The sequence below is a fragment of the Microbacterium sp. GbtcB4 genome (assembly GCF_019091465.1).
Classification (GTDB): Bacteria; Actinomycetota; Actinomycetes; order Actinomycetales; family Microbacteriaceae; genus Microbacterium; species Microbacterium paraoxydans.
Genome location: NZ_JAGXJJ010000002.1, coordinates 48,503 through 68,300 on the forward strand (window position 1 = coordinate 48,503; position 19,798 = coordinate 68,300).

Genomic DNA, 19,798 nt, shown 5'->3' on the forward strand with positions numbered 1-19,798 from the left:
CTACCCCTCGCCATGGAGCTTCCGGAGTGCATCCAGAGAGGTGGATCATCCCCCATGTCGTCGCGCGCTGAGCGCAACCGCCTCGTCGAGGCCAACCTCCCCCTGGTCGGCTATCTCGCTGCAGACACCCATGCTCGGGCTACCCATATCCCCCGCGAAGAGCTCGCCGCCGTCGGCGCGCTCGCCCTCGTGACCGCCGCCGACGCCTACGACCCCGCGCTCGGCGTCCCGTTCGGCGCGTACGCCCGCCGCCGCATCCTCGGCGCCTTCGCCGACGAGATGCGCGCCATGGACTGGGCGTCCCGCGGCATCCGCAAGCGCATCAAGGAGACCGTCGCCGTCCGCGACACCCTCACCGCCGCCCTCGGTCGCACGGCGACCGCCACCGAGATCGCCACCGCCATGGGCTCCCCCAAGGAGGCGGTCGTGGAGGCCCTCGCCGACGCTGCACGCACGGTCGCCCCGCTCGACGACCCCGCCACCCGGGACCTCGTCGCCGACATCCCTCTCCCCGAGGAGTCCGCGCTGGTCGGCGAGCGTCGAGAGGTGCTCGAACACGCCATCACCGCTCTCCCCGAGCGCATGCGGCGCATCGTCGTGGCCGTCTACGTCGAGGAGCGCCCCGTCAAGGAGATCGCCGAGGAACTCGGCGTCACCCACTCCGCCGTCTCGCAGCAGCGGGCGGAGGCGGTGCGCCTGCTCCGCGACGCCCTCGACCGCTACTTCGCCGAGGGCGGCACGGAGACCACGACCACCACCCGGGTGTCGCCCGCCGCGCGGGATGCGTACTTCGGCCGCATCGCCGAGGCCGCCGGCGTCCGGATCGGCGACGTCTTCCGCGCCGCCGCCCCCGCCTAACGCGTCCGCATCCTCCGCCGATAGGTGAGGGCAGGAGACCACGGATGGTCTCCTGCACAACACATCACGGAGGAAACCCTCATGGGTATGCAGATCAACACCAACGTGGGCGCGCTCAACGCCTACCGCAACCTGTCCAACACGCAGAACGACCTGTCGAAGTCGCTCGAGAAGCTCTCGAGCGGTCTGCGCATCAACCGCGCCGCGGACGACGCCGCCGGCCTCGCGATCTCCGAGGGCCTGCGTTCGCAGGTCAACGGCCTGAACGTCGCGGCCCGCAACGCCCAGGACGGCATCTCGGTCATCCAGACCGCGGAAGGCGCCCTGACCGAGGTGCACTCCATCCTGCAGCGCGTTCGCGACCTGACCGCTCAGGGCGCGAACGACTCGAACAACGCGAAGTCGCGCGAGGCGATCCAGAAGGAGATCAACACCCTCGGTGACGAGCTCACCCGGGTCGCCGACAGCACGAACTTCAACGGCATCAAGCTGCTCTCGGGCGGCACGACGCTGACGTTCCAGGTCGGTGCGGGCTCGGTCGCCGCCGATGACCAGATCTCGGTCGCCCTGACCGATTTCGACACCCTCGGCGCCGACATCAAGACGCTCGCGGCCACGATGACCGACGCGGCATCGTACGGTGCGGCTCTGGCGGGCATCGACACGCAGATCCAGGCGGTCTCGACCGCACGTGCCGGCTACGGTGCGCTGCAGAACCGCTTCGAGTCGACCATCAACAGCCTCAACGTGTCGGCCGAGAACCTCGCCGCCGCCGAGAGCCGTATCCGCGACACCGACATGGCGTCCGAGATGGTCAAGTTCACGTCGGCGAACATCCTGTCGCAGGCGGGAACGGCCATGCTGGCCCAGGCCAACCAGGCCAACCAGGGCGTGCTCCAGCTGCTGCGCTGATCCGCGCCGCCGCACGGAATCACTCCGGGGGTCCGGGTGACGGCTTCGGCCGTCGCCCGGGCCCCGCCGCACACAGAAGGGAAGCCGCATGTCGCTCTCGCTCGACGGCCTCGTGTCGGGGCTCAAGACCACCGAGGTCATCAAGGCCCTGATGGACGTGCACGCCATCCCCCGCACGCTGCTCAAGGCCAAGATCGACGACAAGAACGTCGTCATGACGCAGCTGCGCACCCTCAACACGGCCGTGCAGAACCTCGCCGCCGCCGCCGAGAAGGCCGCAGCACCCGGTGGTCTCGACCGCTTCACCGGCAGCGCGTCGTCGGAATCGGTGAAGGTCGCCCTGCGCACCGGCGCGGCGCCCGTGTCGACCGACATCGTCGTCGACCGTCTCGCCCAGGCGCACACGGTGGTCTCCGCATCCGCGACCCGCTGGCCCGCGGACCCGCCCGTCCTGACACTCGAGGACTCCACGGGGAAGCGCGTCCAGGTGCAGGCCGACTCGACGTCGATGCAGGACATCGCCCAGGCCATCAACGACGCCGACACCGGTGTCCTCGCCACGGCCGTCCCCGCCGGCAAGGATGCCGACGGCACCCCCGTCTACCGCCTGCAGCTCCGGGCCGAGGAGTCCGGAGAGGCCGGGCGGTTCCGCGTCTACGCGGGCGACCTCGCCGCCGTGGCCGCCGGCACCGCCACGGACGTGTCCGCGGAGCCCGGCGCCGCCGTCATCGCCACGGGCACGGATGCGCAGCTGCGCCTCTGGGCCGGCACCGCGGCCGAACAGGTCATCACCTCGTCCGGCAACACGTTCACCGATCTCTTCGAGGGCGTCGACGTCACGGTCTCCACCGTCTCGACGACCCCCGTCACGGTCACCGTCGCCGTCGACGGCGAGGCCAGGACCAAGGCCTCCGGCGAGTTCATCGCCCTCCTCACCGACATCTTCACGCGCATCGACAACGGCTCGAAGGCGACGGTCGCCGCGGGACAGGGCGAGAAGACCACCCTCGGCGTCTTCACCGGCGACAGCACCATCCGCGGTCTGCGGACGGCCCTCGCCGATGCCGTGCAGCACCCCGTGGACGGCGTCTCGCCCTCCACGATCGGCATCTCGACCGACATGTACGGCAAGCTCACGTTCGACGAGGAGAAGTTCTCCGAGGCACTGGCGAAGGACCCCGCGGCCGTCGGCGCGCTCTTCTCCGCGGTCGCGGCACGCGTGGAGCAGACGGCGACGTCCTACTCGGACAAGTACGACGGCCTGCTCACCTCGCGGATCACGTGTCAGGAGAGCGAGGTCAAGAGCCTCGGCGAGCAGATGGAGCGCTGGGACGTGCGCCTCGCGCAGCGCAAGGCGTCGCTGGAGCGCACGTACGCGCGCCTCGAGGTCATGCTGTCGCAGATGCAGTCGCAGTCGTCGTACCTCGCCTCCCAGATCAACGCGCTGCCGAGCAGCCGCTCCGGGTCGGACTCGTGAGCATGAACGCCGCTCTGCGTGCCCAGCAGCGGTACCGCGAGGACGCCATCCTGTCCGCCTCGCCGGAGCGCCTGGTCACGATGCTCTACGACCGGCTCCTGCTCGACATCGAACGCGCCGAGACGGCACAGCGGGCTGCCGACTGGACCGAGGCCAACACCCAGCTCCAGCACGCGCAGGCGATCGTCGCCGAGCTGTCGTCGTCCCTCACCGACGACTGGAGCGGCAGCGCCGGGCTGCGCTCGCTGTACGTCTTCCTCTCGCAGACGCTGATCGGCGCCAACATCGGCCGCGATCCGGAGCGCACGCACGCCTGCCGCGAACTCGTCGTACCGCTGCGCGACGCCTGGCACGCCGCCGCCCTGGCCGTCGTGGAGGGCCGCGCATGACGGACGAGGACTGGGCCGCGCTGCTCGACCGGCTCGAAGCGGACGCCGACCGGATCCTCGCCGCGCCGGCGGGAGCCGTCGAGGTGCACGACATCGTCCCCTGGGCGCCGCCGTCCTCCCCGCTCCCCCCGCACCTGGCCGATCGCGCCCGCGCGGTGATCGACCGGCAGCACGCCGCCATGGAGCGCGCCCGCTCGGAGCTCGAGGGGCTGCGGCAGCACCTCGGTGCCGTCCGGCGGGTGCCGGCGCCCCGCTCTCCTGATGCCTCCGCGTACCTCGACGTGGACGGGTGAGCGACCCTCCTAACGAATCCGCACGGACGGCCGACAGTCTCCCGAGAGCACGGATCGCTCGCAAGACTCGGCCAGGGAACGGCCACTTCGCCCACACACGGGGAGCCGGTTCGTGTTCGACTCTGTGACCATCACCGCACTGACGAGTGCGCTGAACGGCCTCTCGCTGCGCCAGCGAGCCATCGCCGACAACATCGCCAACATCAACACCCCCGACTACCACGCCAAGCGCGTGCAGTTCGAGGCCGCGCTCGCCGACTCGATCGCCGCCGGCGACGGGGAGGTGTCCGCCACGGTCGGGACATCGCTCGAGCCGACACGGCTGAACGGCAACAACGTGAACCTCGACACCGAGACGCTCTCCAGCATCGACACCATGCTGCGCTACCAGTTCGCGACGCAGGCCGTGAACGGGTCGTTCTCCTCGATGCGCACCGCGATGAGGACGTCATGACCTTCGACGCCATCGGGATCGCCGGCACGGGACTGACCGTGCACCGGAAGTGGCTCGACGCCATCAGCGACAACATCGCCAACATCAACACCGCGACACCGACCGACGGCGCGGCGTTCCGAGCGCGCTACATCCTGGCGCAGACCAGCGACCAGTCCCCCGGGGTCTACGTCGCCGGCACCGTCCAGGGCGACGCGGAGGGCCGGCTCGTGCACCAGCCCGACCATCCACTCGCCGACGCCGACGGCTACGTGCGCTACCCCGACATCGACCTGGGAGACCAGATGAGCCAGCTGATCCTCGCGCAGCGCGGATACCAGGCGAGCGCGGCGATCGTGGACCGTGCCCGCAACTCCTACGAGGCGGCGCTGCAGATCGGACGGAACTCGTGAGCGCCGTGGCCGGCATCGAGGCCGTCGCCTCGTCCCTCGGCATGACCACTTCGCCCGTGACGGGCGCCAAGACCGGCGACGACGCGGCCTTCGCGAACAGTGTCACCGGGGCGATCGACGAGCTGCGCTCGCTGCAGTCCGAGTCCGACGCCCTGAAGGTCGCCGCCGTGACCGGCGACCTCGACGACATCCACGCCGCGATGATCGCCTCCTCGCGCGCTGCCGTCACCCTCGAGCTCGTCGCCGCCGTCCGCAACAAGGGCGTCGACGCGTTCAACGAGATCATGCGGATGCAGGCCTGATGCCCCCGGCAGTGACCGGGGCGTTCCAGCGGATGCGGCGGATGATCGCCGGATTCTCGCTCGCGCAGCGGACCATCGCCATCATCGGCATCGCCGTGCTCGCGCTCGGCATCATCGCCCTGTCCAGCTGGCTCAGCCGCCCGACCTACACGCCGCTGTTCTCCGGCCTGAACGCCTCCGACGCGAACGCCGTCGTGGAGCAGCTGCGCTCCGCCTCCGTTCCCTACGAGCTCGCCGACGGCGGCGCCACCGTGCTCGTCCCCGAGAAGGACGTCTACGACCAGCGGCTCGCCGCCGCCTCCGCCGGGCTGCCGAGCGCCGGATCCGCCGGATACTCGCTGCTCGACGACATGGGCGTCACCACGAGCGAGTTCCAGCAGTCGGTCACCTACAAGCGCGCGATCGAGGGCGAGCTGGCCGCCACGATCTCGGCCATCGACGGCGTCTCCGCGGCGTCCGTGCAGCTCGCGATCCCCGAGGAGAGCGTCTTCGTGTCGGAGACGGTCGACGCGACCGCCTCCGTGTTCGTGGAGACCGCCGGACGCACGACGCTCGACCAGAAGCAGGTCGAGGCGATCGTGCACCTCACCTCGGCTGCGGTCAGCGGCATGAAGCCGGAGAACGTGGCCGTCGTCGACCAGACCGGGCGCACGCTGTCGACTGTGGGTGGCGGAGCCACCGGCGGCCTCGACCAGCAGGCGAGCGACTACGAGGCCCGTGTGGCCGCGAGCGTGCAGCAGATGCTGGACACCGTGGTCGGCCCGGGGAACGCGACCGTGACCGTGGTCGCCGAGATCGACCGCTCCGTGAACGAACGCGTCGAGGAGACCTACACCCCGGCCGAGGGCACACCCCCGCTCACCGAAGAGGTCCGCGAGCAGAACAGCAACGGCTCCACCTCGGAGGCAGGCGTGCTCGGTCCGGACAACATCGCGGTTCCGAACGGGAACGGCGACGGCACCTACACGAACACGGAGGAGACGCGCACCAACGCCGTCAACAAGGCCACCGAGAGCACCTCCACCCCCGCCGGAAACCTGCTGCGGCAGTCGGTGTCGGTCGCCGTGGACGCCGGGGCCGGGGGCGATCTCAGCTCCGCCCAGCTCAGCGATCTCGTCGCCACCGCGGCCGGCATCGACCGCACCCGCGGCGACGAGCTCGCCGTCGAACTCGTCGCCTTCAGCCAGACCGATGCCGAGGCCGCCCAGGCCGCGCTGCAGGCGGCGAAGGAGGCCGAAGAGGGCGCCCGTCAGGCCGCGCTCCTGAACACCGTCATCATCGCCGCCGCCATCGCCATCCCCCTCATCGCCGCGATCGCCGCCCTCATCGTCCGTTCGCGGCGGAAGGCACGCGGTGTGGAGGAGTTCGACCAGCTCTTCGGCGACCGCCCCGCCGAGTTGTCCGCGCTCTCGGCCGACGCGCCGACGGCCGTGCTGGAGGCGCCGACCACACCGCTCGCCTTCCTCGAGCCGGTCCCCGACCTCGACCCCGAGCCGGACCCCGAACCCGCGCAGATCAGCCTGGAGCGCCGCCGCGCCGAGATCGCCGCCCTCACCCGTCAGGATCCGCAGCGCACCGCGGAGCTGCTGCGCACCCTCATCGACGACAGGTCGCGGGTATGAGCGGACTGACCGATCGGCAGACGGCCGCGATCGTCCTGATGAACCTCGACCGCGCACAGGCCGTCGAGGTCATGAAGCACCTCTCCGAAGCGGAGGCCGAGGCCGTCGCCGCCGAGATCATCGGACTGCAGGATCTCGACGCGGAGACGACGGTGCAGGCACTCGGGCAGTTCCATCGCATCGCCGCCGGGCACCTCCCGCCGGCGCGCGGCGGACGCGACATCGCCGCGGGCCTGTTGGAGGCGTCGTTCGGCTCCGAGCGGGCGGCGGCCGTGCTCGGCCGGGTCGGCTCGACCTCGATGAGCGCGTCCTTCGACTTCCTCGCCTCCGCCGATGCCGCCCATCTCGCCACGCTCCTCGACGGCGAGCTGCCGCAGACCGTCGCCCTCGTGCTCGCCCATCTCCCCGCCGATCAGGCCGCCGCGGTCCTCGCCGCGCTGCCCGATCCGGCCAGGACCGACGTGGCCCAGGCCATCGCCACCATGGGCACCGCCTCACAGGAGGCCATCACGATCGTCGCCGATGCCCTCAAGGCCCGCACCGGCAGCCTCGCCTCGCGGGACAGCCCCGAGGTGCTCGGCGGAGTCGAGCCGCTCGTGGAGATCATCGGGCGCTCCGGCGCGACGATCGAGAAGGCGCTGCTCGCCAGCATCGAGGACCGCGACAGTGCCCTCGCGGAGGACATCCGGTCACGCATGTTCACCTTCGCCGACATCGTCAAGCTCGACGACCGCGACACCCAGCGCGTGCTGCGGGGCATGGACATCCGCTCGCTGGCCCTGGCTCTCAAGGGCGCACAGCAGCCCATCGTCGACCTCATCCGCCGCAACGTGTCCGAGCGCAACCGCGAGAACCTCGACGAGGAGGCCAGGACGCTGGGTCCGGTGCGCGTCTCCCAGGTCGAGGAGGCGCGCGCCGAGATCGTCCGGACGATCCGTGCGCTGGAGGCCGCGGGAGACATCACCGTGCAGCGGGCCGACGAGGACGAATATGTCTACTGACGCGTTCGCGCCCGCCGCGTTCCCGCGACTCGGCGGATCCGACCACCGGGCCGAGCAGGAGCGTGCGCGCCGCCGCGGGTACGCGGAGGGGCACGCCGCCGGCTTCCGGGCGGGGGTGGCCGATGCCGAAGCTGCTCGACGAGAGGCCGAGGCCGCGCAGGCGGAGCGGGAGCGCATCCGGGCCGAGGACGTCTCGGCCGCCGTCGCCGCGCTGCACGCCGCGGCCCGGTCCCTGACCGCCCGAGAGACCGCGCTGGAGTCCGCCGCGACCGCGCAGGTGCTCTCGCACGCGATCGACCTCGCGGAGCTCATCCTCGCGGCCGAACTGGGCGACGCAGGATCGTCTGCGGCCGCCGCGGCTCGCCGCGCCCTGAACGCGACCGATGCAGCCGCCGTACGGCGTCTCCGCGTGCACCCGGAAGACCTCCGCATCCTCGCCGAGGAGGCAGGAGAGGGCATCTCCGAGATGGCACTGGTGGCCGACGACACCCTCGCCCGCGGCGACGCCGTGGCCGAGCTGGAGCACGGCCTGATCGACGCCAGGGTCGGGACGGCCCTCGCCCGCGCGCGCCGCGCTGTCCTGGAAGGCGCGCCGTGAGCTCCTGGGCCGCCGTGCTCGAGGCGGCGCGTCCGGAACGGATCGGCGAGGTCTCGCAGGTGCGCGGTCTCAGCGTGCAGGTCCGGGGCCTCGACGGCGCCGTCGGGGACGTGCTGACACTCGACGGCATCGACGCCGAGGTCGTGGCCACGGGCGAGGACGGCCTGCGGTGCATGCCCCTCGCCCCGGTCGCCGGGCTCACCGTCGGCGCCCCGGTTCGAGGGCGTGGCGGCCCGGTTCGGGTTCCCACCGGATCCGCGTTGCTCGGCCGGGTCCTGGACGGTCTCGGACGCCCCATCGACGGCAAGGGCCCCCTCGCAGCGCCGCACGTGAGCCTGGACCACGACACGCCTTCGATCATGGAGCGCGACCGCATCGACACCCCGCTCCCCCTCGGCGTGCGTGCGCTCGACACGCTGGTCAGCGTCGGCCGCGGACAGCGCGTCGGCCTGTTCGCGGGATCCGGGGTCGGGAAGTCGTCGCTGCTGTCGATGATCGCCCGCGGCACCGAAGCCGAGGTCACCGTCATCGCCCTCGTCGGCGAGCGCGGCCGCGAGGTGCGCGAGTTCATCGAGGACGACCTGGGCCCGGAGGGACTCGCGCGCTCCGTCGTCGTCGTCTCCACCTCGGATCAACCGGCGATGGCCCGCATCCGCGCCGCCTTCACAGCCACCCGCATCGCGGAGGCCTTCCGTGACGAGGGCGCACACGCCATCCTCATGATGGACTCGCTGACCAGGGTCGCGATGGCCCAGCGCGAGATCGGGCTCTCCGCAGGCGAGCCGCCGGCCACCCGCGGCTACCCGCCCTCCACCTTCTCCCTCCTCGCCGGGCTGCTGGAGCGCGCCGGCACCGACCGCACCGGCTCCATCACCGGCATCTACACCGTGCTCGTCGACGGCGACGACCACAACGAGCCCATCGCCGACACGGTCCGCTCGATCCTCGACGGCCACGTCGTGCTGGATCGCGCCCTCGCGCTCGCCGGTCATCACCCCGCGATCGACGTCCTCGGATCCGTCTCCCGCGTGGCCGGCAAGGTCACGAGCCGGGAGCGCCGCGACCACGCCGCCACCCTCCGTGCGGTGCTCGCGGCGCGACGCCGGGCGAACGACCTCATCGACATCGGCGCCTACCACGCCGGTGCCGACGCCCGCATCGACGCGGCGATCGCGCACGAGCGCGTCATCTCGGCGTTCCTCACCCAGCCGCTCGACGAGACGAGTCCGATCGAGGAGTCCTGGATGCGGCTGGAAAGCCTGGTCTCCGCCTTCGAGGGGGTCTCATGAGCAGAGGGTTCTCGCTCGCCGGTCTCCTGCGGGTGCGGGAGATCCAGGAACGCGCGGCGGCGCAGCGCCTGTCGCGCGCGGTCATCGACGCGCAGCACACCGAAGCCAGGGACCGGGTCCTGCGCGCACATCTGGCCGGCACCGATACGGAGGCCGTGGACGTGCGTGCGCTCGCCGCGCTCGCCGCAGCCCGCGTCTCCGGTCGCGCCCTGCTCGCCGATCTCACGGCGCTCGCCGACCTCCAACAGGAGACGGTCGCCGAGGCGCGCTCCGCGCACGCCGACGCCCGGCGCACTCTCCGCGGTCTCGAACGGCTCGCCGACGACCACGCGGAAGCAGTGCGGACGGCAGACCTGCGCGCAGAGCAGGCGGAACTGGACGAGATCGCCTCCCGATCGCGGACGGAGAACCCGGCATGACCGCCCTCGACCTCCTCGCGGCTCTGGACGTGCGCCCCGTGCGCCCCACAGCCCCGGTGCCCCGCGGCGCCCCCGGAGCCGCCACGTTCGCCGATGCCGTGCGTGATGCCGCGCGGGAGACGGAGCCGGCCGGCCCCGAGTCGCCCGAGGGGACCGCGGCCGACGCCGCCAGCGGCAGCGACGGCACCACGGCAGCCGTTCCCGCCGACGGTGCCATCGCCACGCCGCCTCCGCTCGCCGCCCCGTCGTCCTCCGGGTCCGCGATCGCTCCGCCAGCGGTGCTGCCTGTCGCTCCGTCGGACGCCGACTCGACCGCGGTCCCGACGCCGCCGCACGGAGAGGACGCCCCGGCTCCTCCGTCTCCCGCGGGTCCGGCCGGCCCCGGCATCGACGCGCTCGCACTGCCCGCCAGCAACGCGCCCACCCTGCCCGCCATCGACGCGGCCGCCCCTGCGGCGACGTCTCCTCGTGCGGATGCGGTGCCCGCGGCGGCCGGCAGGGCGCCGGACGCCGCACCGATCGAGGCCGAAGCGGTCCGGTCGGCAGCCGCTCTCCCGTCGTCGGCCCCGACGACGGCGCCTCCGACGATCGAAGCGGTCGTGCCGTCCCCGCCCGCCTCGTCCGTCGACGCAGCGGCGGGTGCGCGCGCCGGCGCCGACGGCGGGACGAGCACGGGGTCGGAAGGCCGGATGTCCCGCCTCGCCGGCCCGGCGCCGGACGGAGCGACGGCCACGCTCGAGCCCCCGACCGAGGCCACGACCGTCCCCGAGACCTCCTCCCAGCCCCCGACACCCTCGCCCCCGGCGCCGGTCACCGCCGCGCCGGCCGGCCCGACGAGCATCGACCCGGTCGCGGCCGGGTCCGCCACCACGCCGAGCCCGGTCGCCGCCACGGCCACCGCCCCCGTCGCGCCGCCGAGCACCGTCCCCGCGCCGGTCCGCCCGGCCCTGCTCCCCCAGGTGGCGGCCCCGGTGCTGTCCTTGGCCCAAGCCCCCGACGGCGACCACCGGATCACGCTCACCGTCTCGCCGGAGAACCTCGGTCCCGTCACCGTACGGGCCCACATCGCCGGCTCCACCCTCCGCATCGAGCTGCAGGCCCCGAGCGAGATCGGCAGGGACGCCCTCCGCGCTCTCCTCGTCGATCTCCGCCGGGACCTCGCGGTCGCCGCGCCGCACGCCACCCTCAGCCTCAGCACCGGGGACGGCTCGTCCTCCTCGCCTCAGCACGGCGCGACGACGCACGGCCAGACCGGGAACGGTGACCAGGACACCCCGCGCCCGCAGCCCGTCCCGCGTCCCCCGACCTCGGCGCCGGCCGCATCCCCGCCCCCGCCCGCACCGCCCGCCGCGCCCACCGGCGGCATCGACGTCTACGCCTGACCAGAGAGGACTCCATGACCACGGTCGACTCCATCACCGGCACCCTGCCCCCGGGTGCCACGCCGACGTCCGGTGTGCAGACCGGCAGCACGACGCCGGCGACCGAGCGCAAGAAGACCCTCGACTCCGAGGTGTTCCTCAAGCTGCTCGTGACCCAGCTCACCAACCAGGATCCGAGCTCGCCGATGAACACCAACGAGATGATCTCGCAGACCACGCAGCTGGCATCCATGGAGCAGCTGACGGCGCTCGCCTCGACGAGCACCGAGAGCTTCGCCCTCAGCATGCGGCAGACCGCCGCCGCCCTCCTTGGGCAGGAGGCCCAGTACGTCGACGCCGACGGCATCACCCAGAAGGGCATCGTCACCGCGGTCTCGTATGCGGGTGCCATCCCCACCGTGACTATCGGCGAGAAGTCGATCCCCCTCGACGCCGTCTCCGGCGTCTCCCTCGTCCCCGGCACCGCTGCCTGACCCCGCTCCCCAGAAAGGCACCACCATGCTCCGTTCGCTGTTCTCCGGAATCTCCGGACTCCGCTCGCACCAGACCATGCTCGACGTCACGGGCAACAACATCGCCAACGTCAACACGACCGGCTTCAAGGCGTCCTCCGTGCAGTTCCAGGACTCCCTCTCGCAGCTCCTGCGCAACTCGATGCTGCCGCAGCAGGCGACCGGCGGACAGAACCCCGCCCAGGTCGGGCTGGGTGTGCAGGTCGCCGGCATCAGCACTAACTTCGCCGGAGGCGCCCCGCAGCCGACCGGCGTGCCCACCGACCTGATGATCTCGGGCGACGGCTTCTTCGTCGTCCGCTCCGGCGGCGAGACCCTCTACACCCGCAACGGCGGCTTCACGTTCGATGCGAGCGGCCGTCTCGTCGGCGCCGGCGGGGCCCTCGTCCAGGGCTGGACCGCCCGCAACGGGGCCATCGTCCCCGGTCAGGGCATCGGCGACATCACCCTCCCCGTGGGCGCCCTCAGCCCGGCCGCCGCCACCACCACGGCACGGGCCACCGGCAACCTGCCCTCCGGCGCCGCGGTCGGCGAGACGCTCGTGCGCGACATCAAGACGTACGGCGCCGACGGCTCCGCGTCCACCCTGCGCCTGACGTTCACTCGCAGCGCGACCGGGTGGGACGTCACCGACGGGGCGGGTGCGAGCACCGCACTGACCTTCACCGACGGCGTGCAGAACGGCGCCGGCAGCATCGTGTCGGGCGGCGTCACCGTCGACCTGTCCGGTGTGACCGGCTTCGCCGACGTCAGCGACATCGCGATCAAGGAGCAGAACGGCAAGCCGGCCGGCACGCTGAGCTCCTACGCGCTGACCAACGACGGCAGCCTCGTCGGCACGTTCAGCAACGGCGACACCCAGGTGCTGGCCCGCATCGCGCTGGCCGGGTTCGTGAACCCCGGGGGCCTGGAGAAGGTCGGCTCCTCGCAGTTCCGTCCGAGCGGCAACTCCGGTCAGGCCGAGCTCGGACAGCCCGGCACCGGCGGTCTCGGGGGTATCATCAGTGGCGCACTCGAGATGTCGAACGTCGACCTCTCGCAGGAGTTCACCAACCTCATCGTCGCTCAGCGCGGCTTCCAGGCGAACGCCCGCATCATCACCACGAGCGACGAGGTTCTGCAGGAGCTCACGAACCTCAAGCGCTGAGCCCTTCCCGCGAGACCCCGTCTTCGCGTCGAGGCCCCGCCGTATTCACGTGGATACGGCGGGGCCTCGGCGCGTAACCGGGGTTTCGGCAGGGTCAGACGTAGATGCCGCGCTGCTCCATGAAGCGCACGGGGTTCGTGTACCCGCCGTTGATGTAGACCTCGAAATGCAGGTGGCAGCCGAACGAACGGCCGGTATCGCCGGCATACGCGATGACCTGACCCGCCCGCACCCACTGGCCGCTGCGCACATTGATGCCGCCCGGCTTGATGTGTGCGTACCCGGTGCTGATGCCGCCGCCGTGCTGGATGCGGATGTAGTTGCCGTAGTTCCCGTTCGGTCCCGCGTAGTCGACCGTGCCGGAGTTGGCGGCGTAGATGGCGGCACCACAGCCGTTGGCGAGATCCGCACCGTAATGGAAGCTCGACGAACATCCCTGAGGACCGCAGATGGGGGTGCGCGGGCCGTAGCTCGAGCTGCGTGCTCCGCCGTGCGGACGTACCCATCCGCCGCTGCCCGCTGAGCCGCCGCCACCGCCACCGCCACCACCGCCGCCGCCGCTCGTCCCCCGGCCGGCCGCTGCGGCAGCCGCGGCCGCCGCAGCGGCCTCGCGCTTGCGGCGGGCTTCCTCTTCCCGTCGGCGCTTCTCGACGCCCGCCTGGTACCCCGCGACCGTCTTCGTCGTGGTGTCCTTGAGCGCGGCCAGCTGGGCCTTGAGGGTCTCGAGGTTCGCCGCCTGCTCGTCGAGCGCCGCCTGCGCGGCGTCCGCCGCCTGCTGCGCCGCGACCATCTTCTGCTCGGCGACCTGCTGCAGGCGGTCACGCTCGTCCCGGGCGACGTCGGCCTGAGCGGTCAGCGCCTGGGCGGTGTCGCGCGCCGAGACGGCGTTGTCGTAGGTCGTCTGGTTGTACTCGAGGAATTTGTTCATCGTGCCGAGGCGCGACAGCAGCTCGTCGGCGTTGGCACCCGACCCCGCGAAGAACAGCTCCAGGGCGGTGTCGTCCCCGCCGCTGCGATAGAGCTGGGCGGCGATCTGACCGGCCTTCTTCGCGGTCTCGTCGGCGAGCGCCGCCTGCTCATCGGCCTGAGCCTGCAGCGTCTCCGCCTCCGTGATCGCCGCGAAGTACGCCTGCTGCGCCTCATAGAACTCATCCGACGCGACCTGCGCGGCCGCCTGCGTCTCGGCGACCTTGCGCTCGAGCGACTGGATCAGCCCCTGGATACGGGTGACTTCGCCGGCCTTGGCCGCCTCGTTGCTCTTCGCCCGCTGGACGTCGTCCCAGCTCGGGTAGGACGCGGCGTGCGCGGCGGTGACGCCCGAACCGACGCCGAAGGCAGCGAGCGCGACCACTCCCAGCGCGCCGATCCCGAAGGCATGGCGCCGGCTCACCGGCTGGTTCCACAGTGCGCCGCGCTCGGCAGCGGTCGGCGCGCAGCCGCACTCCTCGGCCGCCGTCGCCGCGGCCTTCTCCACGTTCCGATCCCGCACAAGGCTCCCTTCGCCCGCTGCTCATCGTCCCCCGCCCCTGGTCTCTATCGGCGACGACGCGCCCGCCGTGAGAAAGATCCCACCTGGTCCCGACCCCGCGCTAACGCGGCGCAGCGCCCGGCCGACAGTCCTCTCCGACAGCCCAGGACGGGCCGTCGGTTCCCTGCTCTCGGGCGGGGCGAGCTTTTTCCAGGATGGAGCCCATGATCGTCCTCACGCGCCTGAACCGTTCCCGGTTCGCGGTGAACCCCGACCTGATCGAACGTGTCCAGGCCACGCCCGACACGACGATCATGATGGTCGACGGCGCGACCTTCGTCGTCACCGAGACGATGGACGACGTGATCGCCCGCATCACCCGCTTCCGCGCCGGCGTCCTCGCGACCGCGGCCGCGCTGGTCGCCGCCGGCATCGAGGACACCCGACACGCCACTCCCGTCGCAGGAGGGGATTCCTGATGGATCCGTCCCTCATCCTCGGGCTCGTCCTCGCGTTCGGCGCCCTGATCGCCATGATCAACCTGGAGGGCGCGACGGTCGGGTCGCTCCTGCTGCCCGCGCCGATGGTGCTCGTCTTCGGCGCCACGATCGCGGTCGGCCTCGCCAGCGGCACGCTGCGCGACGCCCTGCACGCCGTGAAGTCCCTCCCGCGCGCTTTCCGCGGCGAGCGACGCACCGCCCAGAGCACGATCGACACCGTGGTCGGCTATGCGGAGAAGGCGCGCTCCGAGGGCCTGCTCGCGCTGGAGCAGGGTCTGGACGAGGAGAAGGATCCGTTCCTGCGGCAGGCCCTGCAGAGCATCGCCGACGGCACCGACGCGGAGGATCTGCGGGTACTCCTCGAGGACGAGCTCACCTCGACCGCCGCCCGGAACCGCACCGCCTCACGCTTCTACATGACCCTCGGCGGATTCGCCCCCACCGTCGGCATCATCGGCACCGTGGTCAGCCTCACCCATGTGCTGGAGAAGCTCGACAAGCCGGACACCCTCGGACCCATGATCGCCGCGGCCTTCGTCGCGACGCTGTGGGGCCTGCTGTCGGCGAACTTCATCTGGCTGCCGATCGGCGGCCGGCTGCAGCGCCTCGGTGAGCTGGAGCTGGAGCGCATGACGGTGCTGATGGAGGGCATGCTCGCCGTCCAGGCCGGCGCCGCCCCCGCCCACGTCCGCGAACGTCTGAGCGCGCTCGTCTCCGACCGCTCCCCCGGCCGCTCCCGCCGGCGCGAGCAGCCCGCGGAGACGGAGGCGCACGAGGACCTCTTCTCATGAGCGTGCGCACCCGACGCCGTGTCCAGGAGTCCGAGCACAGCGGACCGGACGAGCGCTGGATGGCGTCGTACCTCGACATGGTGACGGTGCTCATGTGCATGTTCATCGTGCTGTTCGCGATGTCGACCGTGGACCAGGAGAAGTTCGAGGCCCTCAGCGCCTCGCTCGCGACGGGTTTCGGGCAGGAGCCGTCGGACGACGTCGACGTGACCAGCGGCGTGGTCGTACCTCCGGAACTCATCGACGATGAGGGCGAGGACTTCGCGGACACGGGTCTGGAGGCGGCGGAGCGCGAGTTCGACGAGCTGTCCGCGCTGCGCGAGCGGTTGCGCCAGGTCCTCGCCGAGCGCGGACTGGAGACCGACGTCACGTTCACCATCGACGAGCGCGGGCTGACGATCGGGCTCGTGAGCGCGGAGACGTTCTTCACCACCAACAGCACCGATCTCAGCCCGGCCGCGACGCAGGTGCTCGACGCCCTGGGGTCCGTCCTCGTCTCCGCCCCGAACGAGATCTCCGTGGAGGGGCACGCCGACGCCCGCGGATCGGTCGCACCGTTCCCCACCAACTGGGAGCTCTCCGCCGGACGCTCCACCCAGGTGCTGCGCTACCTCGTGGAAGCGGCCGGGCTGCCGCCGGCCCACCTCAAGTCCGTCGGCTTCGGCGACACCCGTCCGGTGGCCGCCGGAAGCACCCCCGAGCAACTCGCGGAGAACCGCCGCGTGGACATCGTCATCCTCTCCGACGCCAGCGAGGAGGTGCGAGCGCTGATCCCGGCTGCGGGTGCGGCGCAGACCTCCCCCTGACCCGCCCCTAACGCACGCCGATCACCGCCCGATAGTCGGGTTCGTGGTGATGGATGACGGCGTGCGCTCGCGAGTGCGCGCGGAGACGGCGACCGCCGACGTCGAGGTCTACGACTTCGGACGCGCGGCGACGCTGTCGCGCGAGCACGCCCGCACCCTCGAGCTCGCGTTCGAGACGTTCGCCCGTCAGTGGTCGGCCCAGCTCAGCGGCAAGATCCACGTGCGCGCGACCATCGCCGTCGAGCACGTCGGCATGCTCACGTACGGCGAGTACGCGCAGTCGCTGCCCACGACGACGACCATGATCGTGTGCGCGCTGCCGGACTCCGACGAGCGTCTGATCGTGCAGGTTCCGATCCCGACCGCGACGTCGTGGATCGTGCAGATGGTCGGCGGCAGGGTCACCACCACCGCCGAGGACCGCACGTTCACGCCGATCGAGCAGGCCCTGATCCGGTCGTTGATCGGCGACGCGATCGATCACCTCACCGGCAGCCTCGACGGTCTGCTGCCCGCCGGCGTCGCCGTCGCCGGCATCCAGTACAGCTCCCAGTTCGCGCAGGTGGCCGCCGCCGGGGAGCCGGTGATCGTGGCCCGGCTGTCGATGCGCCACGGCGGTCGGACGGTGCCTGCGAGCATCATGCTCCCCGCCTCGGTGCTCGCCGGGTTCGCGGTGCGGGCCTCCGACGCCGACCGATCCGAGACCCCTGGCCTCGTGCGCCGCCAGGTGGAGTCGACTCCGGTCGAGATCGCCCTCCGGCTGGCGCCGCGGAGCGTGCTCCCCCGCGAGGTGCTCGACCTCGCGGTCGGCGACCTGCTGCCCCTGCCGCACGCCGCCGACCGCCCGATGCTCCTCACCGTCGGTGACCAGACGGTCGCGACGGCGGCCGTCGGGAGCGCCGGTGCCCGCCTCGCCTGCGTCGTGACCGCCACCGTCCCCGAAACCGCCCCCGCTCAGGAGTCCGCGTGATCAGCACCACCGCCTACGAGTCCGCCGTCGCCGCCGCGTTCGCGGCGCGACTGCCCACCGCCGCACCGGTGACCGCCCGCGCCTCCCAGGTGTCCGGCGACACCGGCGAGGCGGTCGTGGCACAGTTCGTGGGCGAGGCGAGCGCTCAACTCGCCGTACAGCTCCTCGATGCCGACGTCCTCGTCGACGGCCTCGGGGACCGTCCCCTCACCGACCGGCTGCTGGATGCGCTCGAGGCCGCCGCGACCGCCCTCGGGCCCGGGCTGCTCGGCGAGGCCGCGGTCGGCGACGCCTCGGCCGTGTTCGCCGACCCGCAGACCCAGCTCTTCGACCTCGTCGACCACACCGAACGCACCATCGGCCGGCTCGCGGTCCGCATCACGCATCGACCGGCGCGTCCGACCGGAGCCGACGGCCGCCTGCATCGCATCGCGGGTGTCGAGATGGAGCTCACGGTCGAGATCGGGCGCACCCGCATGGCGGTCCGTGACGTGCTCGACCTCGAGCCCGGTCGCATCGTGGAGCTCGATCGCTCCGCGGGTGCCCCCGCCGACGTCAAGCTCAACGGCCGCACGATCGCGCACGGTGAGGTCGTCGTCGTCGACCAGGACTACGCGGTGCGGATCACCCGCATCCTCGAGAACGTCGAGGCCTGATCCTGGACGACCTCCTGCTCGCGCTGCGGGTCGGGCTGTCGCTCGCCGCCGTCCTCGGGCTGCTCTGGTTCCTGCAGCGCCGGGTCTCGAAGACCCAGGCGCGGCGCCGCGACGCCGAGGCGATCACGGTGCTCGGGCGGCAGGGCATCGGCCCCAAGGCTCAGCTCGTGGTCGTGCAGACCGATGACGCCCGCTACGTGCTCGGGGTCACCGAGCACGGTGTGAGCGTGGTCGACCGGCTGCCCCTGCGGCCGGAGCCCGCGGAGTCCGAGGAGGGGCGCCCGCCGGCCACCCGCACGGCCGACGACGCCGAGTTCGACCGCATCCTCGCTGCCGCCGCACTCACGAGCACGCCCCCGGCGGTCAGCCCGGCACCGGAGCTCCGTCGCCGCGTGCGGCACCGCAACGACCCGCTCCGCGGTTCCATCCTCTCCCCCGACACCTGGCGGCAGACCGCCGAGGCCCTCCGGCGCGCACGATGACCGCGACCCGTGCCGTCGATCGCGGTCGCGCCTCGCGGCTGCTCGTCCTCGTCGCGGTCGCGATCCTCCTCGCCGTCGTCCTCGTCGCCCTCACCGGAACCGCCGCCCACGCGGAGGTCACCCCGGACGACGGCGAGGGCGTGACGATCGACATCAACGGCATCGACGGCGGCCCGTCCGGCTCGATCCTCACCCTCCTGGGGATCACGCTGCTGTCGGTGGCCCCCGCGCTGCTGCTGATGATGACGTCGTTCACGAAGATTTTCGTCGTGCTCGCCATGACGAGGAACGCGCTGTCGCTCCCGACGATCCCGCCGAACCAGGTGCTCGCGGGCCTGTCGCTGTTCCTCTCGCTGTTCATCATGTGGCCCGTGCTGACCGAGATCAACACACTCGCCGTGCAGCCGTACATCGACGGCGCGCTCACGTTCACGCAGGCCGTCGACGTCGGGCAGGCTCCGCTGCGCGAGTGGATGCTGCACTACACGCGCGAGGAGGACCTCGCGCTGATGACCCGGATGGCCGGGCAGGACAACCCGGAGGACGCCGCGAGCGTGCCGATGTACACGCTCATCCCCGCGTTCATGATCTCGGAGCTGCGGGCGGCCTTCATCATCGGCTTCGTGATCTTCGTGCCGTTCCTCGTGATCGACCTCGTCGTGGCGGCGGCGCTGATGTCGATGGGCATGATGATGCTCCCGCCGGTCATGATCTCGCTGCCGTTCAAGATCCTGCTGTTCATCCTCGTCGACGGGTGGGGGCTCATCATCAAAGCGCTCCTGGAGAGCTACGGAGGTGTGGGATGAGTCCCGAAGCCGTCCTCGACATCGGCGCCCAGGGCCTGCTGATCGCCGCCAAGCTCGCCGCCCCGATGCTCATCACCGCGCTCGTGGTGGGCTTCGCGATCTCGCTGCTGCAGTCGATCACCCAGGTGCAGGAGGTGACGCTGTCGTTCGTGCCGAAGATCGTCGCGGTGGGCATCGCCCTGCTCATCGCGGGGAACTGGATGATCGCCGAGATCATCGCCTTCACGAACGAGATGTTCGCCCGCATCCCGTCGCTGCTGAGCGGATGAGCC

At 71.8% G+C, this 19,798-nt stretch carries 25 protein-coding genes; 24 read left to right on the top strand and 1 reads right to left on the bottom strand.

All coding sequences use genetic code 11. The features are described from left to right. Positions 1-54 precede the first annotated feature (54 nt). From KVS71_RS04025 to KVS71_RS04100, 16 genes are all read left to right on the top strand, one after another. Entirely contained in the window at positions 55-858 is an 804-nt protein-coding gene (locus tag KVS71_RS04025; RefSeq protein WP_060923201.1) for a sigma-70 family RNA polymerase sigma factor, read from the top strand. 81 nt (positions 859-939) lie between these two features. Continuing rightward, a complete protein-coding gene (locus KVS71_RS04030) occupies positions 940-1,770 on the top strand; it encodes a flagellin (protein ID WP_071327492.1) in 831 nt (276 codons plus the stop codon). Positions 1,771-1,858: 88 nt separating this feature from the next. Further along, complete coding sequence (fliD, locus tag KVS71_RS04035; protein ID WP_217583964.1) at positions 1,859-3,247, top strand: flagellar filament capping protein FliD; 1,389 nt, start codon at positions 1,859-1,861, stop codon at positions 3,245-3,247. Positions 3,248-3,249: 2 nt separating this feature from the next. After that, on the top strand, positions 3,250-3,636 hold the full coding sequence (gene fliS / locus KVS71_RS04040) for a flagellar export chaperone FliS (RefSeq protein ID WP_060923204.1): 387 nt from the start codon (positions 3,250-3,252) through the stop codon (positions 3,634-3,636). Beyond that, complete coding sequence (locus tag KVS71_RS04045) at positions 3,633-3,929, top strand: hypothetical protein (RefSeq protein ID WP_217583966.1); 297 nt, start codon at positions 3,633-3,635, stop codon at positions 3,927-3,929. The genes fliS and KVS71_RS04045 overlap by 4 nt, the downstream gene beginning before the upstream one ends. A 112-nt stretch (positions 3,930-4,041) precedes the next feature. After that, the gene (flgB, locus tag KVS71_RS04050) at positions 4,042-4,383 is read left to right on the top strand and encodes a flagellar basal body rod protein FlgB (protein ID WP_060923206.1); all 342 of its coding nucleotides are present in this window, start codon (positions 4,042-4,044) and stop codon (positions 4,381-4,383) included. Then, complete coding sequence (locus KVS71_RS04055; protein ID WP_060923207.1) at positions 4,380-4,775, top strand: flagellar basal body rod protein FlgC; 396 nt, start codon at positions 4,380-4,382, stop codon at positions 4,773-4,775. Before flgB ends, KVS71_RS04055 begins: the two co-directional genes overlap by 4 nt. Before the next feature lie 41 nt (positions 4,776-4,816). Further along, complete coding sequence (gene fliE / locus KVS71_RS04060) at positions 4,817-5,077, top strand: flagellar hook-basal body complex protein FliE (protein ID WP_060923210.1); 261 nt, start codon at positions 4,817-4,819, stop codon at positions 5,075-5,077. Further along, the gene (fliF, locus tag KVS71_RS04065) at positions 5,077-6,699 is read left to right on the top strand and encodes a flagellar basal-body MS-ring/collar protein FliF (RefSeq protein ID WP_105949349.1); all 1,623 of its coding nucleotides are present in this window, start codon (positions 5,077-5,079) and stop codon (positions 6,697-6,699) included. Before fliE ends, fliF begins: the two co-directional genes overlap by 1 nt. Further along, complete coding sequence (fliG, locus tag KVS71_RS04070; protein WP_060923209.1) at positions 6,696-7,700, top strand: flagellar motor switch protein FliG; 1,005 nt, start codon at positions 6,696-6,698, stop codon at positions 7,698-7,700. The genes fliF and fliG overlap by 4 nt, the downstream gene beginning before the upstream one ends. Beyond that, positions 7,690-8,298: a FliH/SctL family protein gene (locus KVS71_RS04075; RefSeq protein WP_217583968.1), complete on the top strand. Its 609-nt coding sequence runs from the start codon at positions 7,690-7,692 to the stop codon at positions 8,296-8,298. Before fliG ends, KVS71_RS04075 begins: the two co-directional genes overlap by 11 nt. Next, positions 8,295-9,587: a FliI/YscN family ATPase gene (locus KVS71_RS04080; protein ID WP_105949347.1), complete on the top strand. Its 1,293-nt coding sequence runs from the start codon at positions 8,295-8,297 to the stop codon at positions 9,585-9,587. The genes KVS71_RS04075 and KVS71_RS04080 overlap by 4 nt, the downstream gene beginning before the upstream one ends. After that, the gene (locus KVS71_RS04085; RefSeq protein ID WP_060923648.1) at positions 9,584-10,006 is read left to right on the top strand and encodes a hypothetical protein; all 423 of its coding nucleotides are present in this window, start codon (positions 9,584-9,586) and stop codon (positions 10,004-10,006) included. The genes KVS71_RS04080 and KVS71_RS04085 overlap by 4 nt, the downstream gene beginning before the upstream one ends. Continuing rightward, positions 10,003-11,388, top strand: a complete 1,386-nt coding sequence (locus tag KVS71_RS04090; protein WP_217583970.1) for a flagellar hook-length control protein FliK — start codon at positions 10,003-10,005, stop codon at positions 11,386-11,388. The genes KVS71_RS04085 and KVS71_RS04090 overlap by 4 nt, the downstream gene beginning before the upstream one ends. Before the next feature lie 14 nt (positions 11,389-11,402). After that, entirely contained in the window at positions 11,403-11,861 is a 459-nt protein-coding gene (locus KVS71_RS04095; protein ID WP_060923654.1) for a flagellar hook assembly protein FlgD, read from the top strand. 25 nt (positions 11,862-11,886) lie between these two features. Then, positions 11,887-13,047 carry a flagellar hook protein FlgE gene (locus tag KVS71_RS04100; protein ID WP_060923655.1) on the top strand — a complete coding sequence of 387 codons (1,161 nt, stop codon included), beginning with the start codon at positions 11,887-11,889 and terminating at the stop codon, positions 13,045-13,047. Positions 13,048-13,141: 94 nt separating this feature from the next. On the opposite strand, the gene KVS71_RS04105 is transcribed toward KVS71_RS04100, so the two are convergent. After that, a complete protein-coding gene (locus KVS71_RS04105) occupies positions 13,142-14,521 on the bottom strand; it encodes a peptidoglycan DD-metalloendopeptidase family protein (protein WP_368874552.1) in 1,380 nt (459 codons plus the stop codon). A 218-nt stretch (positions 14,522-14,739) separates the two neighbouring features. On the opposite strand from KVS71_RS04105, the gene KVS71_RS04110 reads away from it, so the two are divergent. From KVS71_RS04110 to fliQ, 8 genes are all read left to right on the top strand, one after another. Further along, on the top strand, positions 14,740-14,994 hold the full coding sequence (locus tag KVS71_RS04110; protein ID WP_217583974.1) for a flagellar FlbD family protein: 255 nt from the start codon (positions 14,740-14,742) through the stop codon (positions 14,992-14,994). Next, the gene (locus tag KVS71_RS04115; RefSeq protein ID WP_071327503.1) at positions 14,994-15,806 is read left to right on the top strand and encodes a motility protein A; all 813 of its coding nucleotides are present in this window, start codon (positions 14,994-14,996) and stop codon (positions 15,804-15,806) included. Before KVS71_RS04110 ends, KVS71_RS04115 begins: the two co-directional genes overlap by 1 nt. Continuing rightward, positions 15,803-16,612, top strand: coding sequence for a flagellar motor protein MotB (locus KVS71_RS04120; RefSeq protein WP_060923590.1), 810 nt, complete (start codon positions 15,803-15,805; stop codon positions 16,610-16,612). The genes KVS71_RS04115 and KVS71_RS04120 overlap by 4 nt, the downstream gene beginning before the upstream one ends. Positions 16,613-16,661: 49 nt before the next feature. Beyond that, complete coding sequence (locus tag KVS71_RS04125; protein ID WP_231919689.1) at positions 16,662-17,582, top strand: flagellar motor switch protein FliM; 921 nt, start codon at positions 16,662-16,664, stop codon at positions 17,580-17,582. Next, entirely contained in the window at positions 17,579-18,238 is a 660-nt protein-coding gene (fliN, locus tag KVS71_RS04130) for a flagellar motor switch protein FliN (protein ID WP_060922126.1), read from the top strand. Before KVS71_RS04125 ends, fliN begins: the two co-directional genes overlap by 4 nt. A 71-nt stretch (positions 18,239-18,309) precedes the next feature. Next, positions 18,310-18,720, top strand: a complete 411-nt coding sequence (locus tag KVS71_RS04135) for a flagellar biosynthetic protein FliO (protein ID WP_254635476.1) — start codon at positions 18,310-18,312, stop codon at positions 18,718-18,720. Then, entirely contained in the window at positions 18,717-19,526 is an 810-nt protein-coding gene (fliP, locus tag KVS71_RS04140) for a flagellar type III secretion system pore protein FliP (protein ID WP_060922128.1), read from the top strand. The genes KVS71_RS04135 and fliP overlap by 4 nt, the downstream gene beginning before the upstream one ends. Continuing rightward, the gene (gene fliQ, locus KVS71_RS04145; protein WP_025104366.1) at positions 19,523-19,795 is read left to right on the top strand and encodes a flagellar biosynthesis protein FliQ; all 273 of its coding nucleotides are present in this window, start codon (positions 19,523-19,525) and stop codon (positions 19,793-19,795) included. The genes fliP and fliQ overlap by 4 nt, the downstream gene beginning before the upstream one ends. Positions 19,796-19,798 lie beyond the last annotated feature (3 nt).